Consider the following 6,128-nt stretch of genomic DNA (forward strand, 5'->3'; position numbering starts at 1 on the left):
ATAATCCCGTGCAAGCCGCGCCCCAAGCCTGCCTCAATCTTCCGCTTCGGGCGGCTCCAGCGCTCCGGAAATCTCCGCCATCAGGGCTTCGAGCATGCGCGTACCGGCCACCAGTTGCTCGTCGGAAAGGGTGCCGAGAATTTTCTCGCGGGTCGGGTCGAGCACCTCGCGCACCTCTTCCATGATGCGCTCGCCCTCCTTGGTGATGGTGATCAGCCGCGCGCGGGCATCGTTGGGATCGGGCTCGCTGCTGATCAGTTCGAGCGCTTCCAGTTCCTTCAGCACCCTGATCGCGGTCGGCCAGCGCACGTGCATGTTGCGCGACAGATCGCCGACCGTCACCGGCTTATCGCGGAAGGTCAGCGCGGAAAGCGTCTGCCATTGCGCGCGCGAAATGCCGGTTCGCTGCTTGATGAGGACGTCGACATAGCTGGTCCAGCGCCGGGCGGCGATCACCAGCCCGCGCGTGAACAGGAATTCCTTTTCCAGCCGGCTGTCGCGCGCATAGTGCTCGTAAAAACGGGTGGCCCACTTGTCGATCTCGAGATCGCCATCGAACGTCATTCGCGCCCTCTCCATGTAACGCACGCCCAGGCTCGCAGGCCCGGGCCTTCCCGACCATAGCCAGAAGATGGCTGTCGCGGCCAGCGTTAGCGGAGATAAGCGGACGGGGCCGGACGAAGAGTTGCGGGGGTGAGGCCTCCAAGTAACCTCACCCCCGCGGCGCCTGCCCAGTGGGGTCTGGCCAGCAGCACCTTTCGGGTGTCCGTTACAGGCCGATGCGCAAGGTGCCCTTGAGCGAGAAGGCGGTCTTGTCGAAGCGCTCTTCCGCGCCGACCTCACCGCCGAACTCGAACACCTCGCTGCCGCCCACGGCGCGCGCGCGCGCGAACCAGCCGCTCGATTGCTGATCGGCGGCGATGGTGAACGCCTCGCCGCCATCGAAGCGCGCGGTGGTCGCGCCCAGAGTGCCACCGACCACCTCGCGCCAGCCGCCTTCGCCTTCGACGCGCAGCCAGCTGCTGTCGCGCGGGCCCTTGCCGTAGAAGTCGATGCCGACGGCGACGCTGCCGTTGACCGCAAACTCGTCGCTGTCGCGTTCCTCGACGATCAGGTCCATGCCCTTGCCGCCGCCGGTTTCGGTATAGCCGTCTTCCGAAAGCTTGGTGAAATCGGCCCAGACGGCGGGGCGCACATAGAGCCAGCCGCCGCTCTCGTAGGAGGCGCCGCCGCTCAGCGTGGTGACGTTGCCGCCCCAGTCGCCGCGCGATTCGCGCTTCTTCGCCGTGGTGCCCGAACCGATCTGGAAGGTGCGGGTGCCGCCGATATCGACAAAGCCATAGGAACCGCGACCGAAGGCGCTGAAGCCGCCCCACTTGCCGCGCCAGTAGGCCGCCAGCTCGATGGTATCGGACTGCGCCCGGCTGAGGTCGCTGCCCTGATCGAAGGTGGTGTAGAGATAGGCCAGCGAGACACCGACCGTGCCCAGCTTCTCGGTGTCGAGTTCGGCGGCGACCGAATAGCCCATGCCGTCGACATCGTAGGAGGCGGTGTTCGCCTCATCCTTCGAGCCGGTCCACACCGCCGCGTTGAAGATCAGGTCCACACCGCCGAGCGAATAGGTCGGCCCCACGCTCTCGGAGGCCTGACGCGCGAGGATGCGCGTGCCCATGCTGATCCCTTCGAAGGCGCCGCCGCTGTGTTCGGGCAGCAACTGGCCGAGCGCGGCGCGGAAGACCTCGCCCTTGGTCACGCCCATGAAGAAGTCTTCGATGTCCTCGTCCTTGCCGAGCGCGGCAAACACCGCATTGTAGGCCGAGGCGCGCGCGCCCGTGAGGCCGAGTTCCTCGATGCTGCGCCGCGAGACATCGACCGCGAGGGTATTGGCCGGAGCATTGCTGGCCAGTGTCGCCTTGAACAGGAACGGCATCAGCGCTTCGCCCAGCTCAAGGTCGGACGCGCCCTGCAAGGTGCCCGCGCGCAGGACTTCGTAGCGGCCTTCCGCATCGTCGATGCTGGCCAGCCGCAGTTCCAGCTTGGCTCCCTTGGCGAAGCTGGCGGTGCCCGCGATATCGTAAAGCGAGCCCTGCCCCGCCGTCTTGTCGAGCGTGGCGACAAGCCGGCCGTCCTTCGCCATGTCGAGCGAGCCCATCGCAGATGGCGCGGTCAGATCGAGCGTGCCGCCTGTCACGGTTACGGCCAGATTGCCGGCATTCGCCAGCGAGCCGGAGAAGCGCGAGCTTCCCGCCAGCGTCAGGGTGCCCGCCCCGCCGCCGAAGTCGGCCCTGCCGTCGAACACCGAGCTGCCCGACAGCGCGAGCGCATCGTCAGCGGTGCCCGCGAAATAGGCGTTGCCCTTGTGACTGGCCTTGCCCGACAGCGTCATCTCGCCCGAGCCGCTGCCGAAATAGACCGAGCCGACCATCGACCCATCGGCAAGGTCAAGCACATCGTTGCCCGAGCCGAAACGGATATCGCCGACGATGGTGGGGGCGTCGTAGCCGTTGCCCACAACCGTTTGGCGCACGGTTGCTCCGCCGGTGTTGGCGCTGAGGTCGATGGCGATGTTGCGCGTCGAACCCGCCTTCGCGCCGCTGGCCTCGATCCTGCCGGCGTTCTCGATCAGGGCGAGCGTGCCGCTGGCATCGGAAATGGCCGTGGCGTTGCCATTCTCGCCGTTTGCCGCCGCCTTGATCGTGCCGCTGTTGCGCAGCGTGGGGAGCGAGGCCCCGGCGTCGATGCGCAGGGCCCTCGCATATTCGTTGGCGGCATCGGCGCCGGTCGCCTGGACCGTGCCCGAAACCTGCAGCACCGGGGTGGTCGCTCCGGCACCCAGCCGCAGCGCCGTGGCATTGGCACCAAGCGAAACCGCCGTGACGCCGCCCGCGACCGAAATGCCATTGGCCACCGAGACCGCACCGCCGCGTCCGCCGATCTGCAAGCCGTTGGCATCGACCCCCGCATAGACGCCCGCACCGCGCACCGCGCCGTCGATCTGCAAGCCGAACTTGCTGGCGGTGGAGCCGACCGGCCCGATCGCCACATCGCGCCCTTGCGCACCGATCACCATGGCCGGGGCCGCGCCATAACCGATGACACTGCCCGCGACCTCGCCATCCTTCGCGTCCTTGGGCTTGGCGGCGATAACAATCCCGCCGGTGACATTGCCCTCGACAAGCAGGGCCGAGCCGCCTTGCAGAAGATCATCGGCGTCGAGCTTGGAAGGATCGGAGGGCGCGGTGGGATAGCGATAGCCGGTCGCGCTGACGCTGCCCTGCACCACCATGGCTCCGGTGATATCGCCGGTGAACTGCGCTGCAACCGCGTCCTTGCCCTGAGCGGTGACGGTGCCGGCCAGGCGCACATCGCCCGTGATCGCATCCGTCCTGATTGCGGTGCTGCCATCGCCCAGCACCGAGGTCGCGCCGGTGTGGGTGAACGCGCCGTCAAGCGGTCCGGCGATCCAGATGCCGGCGGAATTGTTGCCTTCCACGATGATCTTGCCGCTGTTCTCCACCTTGCCGGTGTGGGCCCCGTCGATGCGGATGCCGAAGCGGTTGCTGCCGAGCGCGAAGGGCCCGTCGAGGTCGCCGTCCTTGTCGGTATCGGTCGGAGTGTAGTCCTCGTCGATGGTGATCGTGCCCGAATTGACGATTGCACCATTTGTACCCGCCTGTGCGACGATCCCGGCCGCGCCATTGGCACCGGTGATCTTGATCGCACCGGCGTTGGTGACCGCGTGGTTGCTGTCCATCGTCACCGCCGTGCCGGTGGTCAGCGTGATCGAGCCCTTGTCGGTAATCGTGATCGCACCGGGCGCGCCGTTGGCGATGGTCGAGGTGCGAGCGGGCGTGGTCCGCGCAGTGCCGATGTCTTCCGCCAGCGCAGGCGTGGCGAGCGCGATCATGGCAGTCGAAACGAACAGGAAATTGCGCATGTAAGAAAGTCCTCCCAGGTGCCTATGACCAGGAAGACGGAGCCGATTGGCGGGCACCTTGGCCCGATTTGCAGAAAATTCAGAAAGCGGCGTCGAAGCCGAGCCGGATGGTACGCGGGCGCAGCGGAGTCACCTGTTCGCGCCCCACCGCGAAAGGCGTACCCAGCGCAAAGCGGTTGCCTTCGATATCGGCGATATTGGTCACGCTGAGGGTCAGGCCGCTTGTCCTCGTGCCGATGCGCAAAGTTGCGCCGCTGTCGAGATAGTCGCCCTGCAAGTCGCCCAGTTCCGGGCCGACCCCAAGCCGGGACTTACCGACATAGTTCGCCCAGCCCCTCGCCCCAAGCTCCAGCCTCGACCCGATCGGGCGCCGATAGTCGAACCCGAGCCGCCCGGCGAAGCGCGCAATATTCGGCACCTGCGTGAGTTCGCGCAAGGCCTCGACCTGCGGGGTATTGCCCTGATCCAGATAGTCTGCCGGAAGCCCCTTCAAGGCCGTCATCCGCAGCAATTGCGCAAGGTCCGAATTGTCGATCTCGCTCTCGTTGAACACCAGCCCCGCCTCGATGCGCAGTCCGGCTGCAAGCTCTACTCCGCCCGAAAGGCTGGCGGACCAGACGTGACCGTCGCCGATATTGGCGGTGGTGGGAAAGCCCGCGCTGTCGATGAAGTCGGCCTGAATATCCGTCCAGCGCGTGTAGGAGAGGCTCGCCGCGAGATCGAACTTGCCGCTGCCGCTCTGCCCGTGCCGCGCGCCCAGTTCGAAGGTGGAGGTGTGATCGTTGGCGAACTGGCGCACGAACGGCCCTTCGATTGCGAGGCCGCCGGGACGAAAGCTCTCCTGATAGCGAACGAACAGGCTGTCCTTCGTTCCCAGCCGCGCCAGCAGCGAGGCCGAGGGGAGGAAGGCCGTTTCGCTGCGGCTGGCCGTCGCGTCCCCCAGTCGGATGCTCAACACCTCTGCAACATCCTCGGCCGCACCGCCGAGCCGGGAATGGGCCAGACGCCCGCCAACGCTGGCAATCAGGCCTTCACGCAAGGCCAGCCGCACCTCGCCATAGAGCGCCGCTTCGTCGACCGTGTTGGAAACGCCGGTCGTGCTTTCGGTAAGCGCCGCCCCTTCCAGCGACCGCGTCAGCCGGGTGGTGTTGTGCGTGAACGCAAAACCCGCGAGCCAGCCGATGCGGCCTGTGAGCGGTTGCCATATCCGCGTTTCGTTGGCGACCATCTCGGTGTTGTTGGCCTGCACGAACAACCGCGGCGCGCCCTCGGGCAATGTCGCGTCGTAGCGTTCGCGCAGTTCCTGCGAGGCCACGCCCGTGGTCGAGCGCAGGCGAATGTCGCCGAGCCACCCCGAGACCACCACCTGCCCATGCCGGTAGTCCGCCCTGGAGCCCTCCACCACCTGCGATGACTGGACCAGCGGCAGACCATCGCGGTCGGCATACTGGCTGTCGTCGGCCTCGGTGGTCTGCGCCAGGCCGATCAGGTCGACCGTCCAGTCGGGCGTCAGTTCGACGCGAACCGTGGCGCGGCCGCCGAGAATATTGGTGCGGTTGACGTTCTCCATCCCAAGCAGCGGCTTGTCGATATAGCCCCCTTGGGTCGCTGCATCGACCGAGACCCGCAGCGCCGCACTCTCGCCCAGCAGCGGCAGGTTGACCACCGCATTCGCATCTGCCCCGCCGGCACCGTGCTGCGTGAGCGAACCGCCGATCTGCGCTGACCCGGCCACCACGCCCAGCTCCGGCGCATTGGGCACCAGCCGGATGATCCCGCCCAGCGATCCCGCGCCATAAAGCGTGCCCTGCGGACCTTCGAGCACCTCCACCCGCTCCATGTCGGACAGGCGCAGGTCGGGATCGGGGGCGTTATAGCTCAGGCGCAGGTCGCCGAGATATTGCCCGACGGTCGCCTGTGTCGGCCCGGTGAAGCTGGAATCGGCGATGCCGCGAATGAACAGCTTGTTGCGCCCGCTGCCCAGATGGGTCGAGGACACGGTGGCGATCCGCTCGGAAATCCGCTCGGTGCCGCCGATCCCGCCACGGGCGATATCCTCTCCCGTGATGAAGGACACCTGCCCGGCGAACTGGCTCAGCATGGCGTCCTGCTTGCTCGCCGAAACGACGATTTCCGCCGGTTCGAGCGGCGCGATGCGCACAGGCGGCGGCGTGGTCGGCGCGCGCCCCTC

Annotated in this window: 3 protein-coding genes; all 3 read right to left on the reverse strand. The window is 67.0% G+C overall.

Annotated features, from left to right (window positions below; genetic code table 11):
* Positions 1-33: 33 nt before the first annotated feature.
* Positions 34-564 (reverse strand): MarR family winged helix-turn-helix transcriptional regulator, encoded by a 531-nt coding sequence (locus D2V17_RS17655; protein WP_191229269.1) that lies wholly within the window; start codon positions 562-564, stop codon positions 34-36.
* 205 nt (positions 565-769) lie between these two features.
* Positions 770-3,937 (reverse strand): autotransporter outer membrane beta-barrel domain-containing protein, encoded by a 3,168-nt coding sequence (locus D2V17_RS17660; protein WP_119594400.1) that lies wholly within the window; start codon positions 3,935-3,937, stop codon positions 770-772.
* Positions 3,938-4,016: 79 nt separating this feature from the next.
* Positions 4,017-6,128: TonB-dependent receptor (locus tag D2V17_RS17665; RefSeq protein WP_119594416.1), on the reverse strand; the 2,112-nt coding region annotated here is incomplete at its 5' end.

Source organism: Aurantiacibacter xanthus, from assembly GCF_003584015.1.
In the GTDB taxonomy this organism is placed as follows: domain Bacteria; phylum Pseudomonadota; class Alphaproteobacteria; order Sphingomonadales; family Sphingomonadaceae; genus Alteraurantiacibacter; species Alteraurantiacibacter xanthus.

Bases quoted from the DNA above. Each gene is read 5' to 3' on its own strand.
- D2V17_RS17655 (WP_191229269.1), bottom strand. From the start codon at position 564: ATGACGTTCGATGGCGATCTCGAGATCGACAAGTGGGCCACCCGTTTT.
- D2V17_RS17660 (WP_119594400.1), bottom strand. From the start codon at position 3,937: ATGCGCAATTTCCTGTTCGTTTCGACTGCCATGATCGCGCTCGCCACG.